The organism is Arthrobacter halodurans, assembly GCF_041877255.1.
Classification (GTDB): domain Bacteria; phylum Actinomycetota; class Actinomycetes; order Actinomycetales; family Micrococcaceae; genus Arthrobacter_N; species Arthrobacter_N halodurans.
This window is the reverse complement of record NZ_JBHDLJ010000027.1, coordinates 1-674: the sequence shown is the minus strand read 5'-3', so window position 1 is coordinate 674 and position 674 is coordinate 1. Positions and strand designations below refer to the sequence as shown.

Below are 674 nucleotides of genomic sequence, written 5' to 3'. Positions count from 1 at the left end.
TCGAGACGGAAGTACCGGTTCTCGAGCGCCTCCTTCGTGCGGCGGGTGAAGGACGCGGGGTCGTAGCCCTCGAGCAGGCGGCGGGCCTTCGCGCGGACCGCGGCGGGGTTCCGTCCCGGGGCGTAGTCCAGGAGCCGGCGGCCGAGCTCGGTGCGGGCGGTCTGCGCGGCGCGTTCCTCCGCGGCGACCGCGCGCTCCCACGCCTCGGTGGCCGCGGGGTCCGGGGTGTCCGGGGCGGGGACGGGGCGGGCGGTGATGCGTCCGGCCTGGTCCGCGATGACCTCGGCGTGCGCGGCCCCGAGGGTCCCTTCGGTCAGGGCGCGCAGGACCTCGGGCAGGTCGGTGGCGAGGGTCTCGGCGCGGTGCAGGGCGTGTGCGGCGGTGTGCGGGGCGATGCCGAAGACGAGGGAGATCTCCTCGACCGCGGCCTCGGTGCCCAGGCGGGTCACGAGGGTTCCGGTGCGGGCGGAGATGCCCATCCCGGGGTCGGCCTTCAGGTCCGCGAGGTGGCGGGGCATGGTGCGTTGGGCGTGGTCGTGGAGGTCGGTGATCGCGTTCAGGGTCCGGGCCTGGGCGAAGCGGCGGAGGGCCTCGGCGTGCTCGAGGCGGGTTCCGGGGTTGCGGGTCGCGGCGTCGGGGTCCGGGGTGAGGATCCATCCGCCGACCCTGATCGT

Annotated in this window: 1 protein-coding gene; it reads right to left on the bottom strand. The window is 76.1% G+C overall.

The genetic code is table 11. The features are described 5' to 3' along the window. Positions 1-674 (bottom strand): hypothetical protein (locus ACETWP_RS17280; protein WP_373973530.1); only part of this gene is annotated, 674 nt, incomplete at both ends.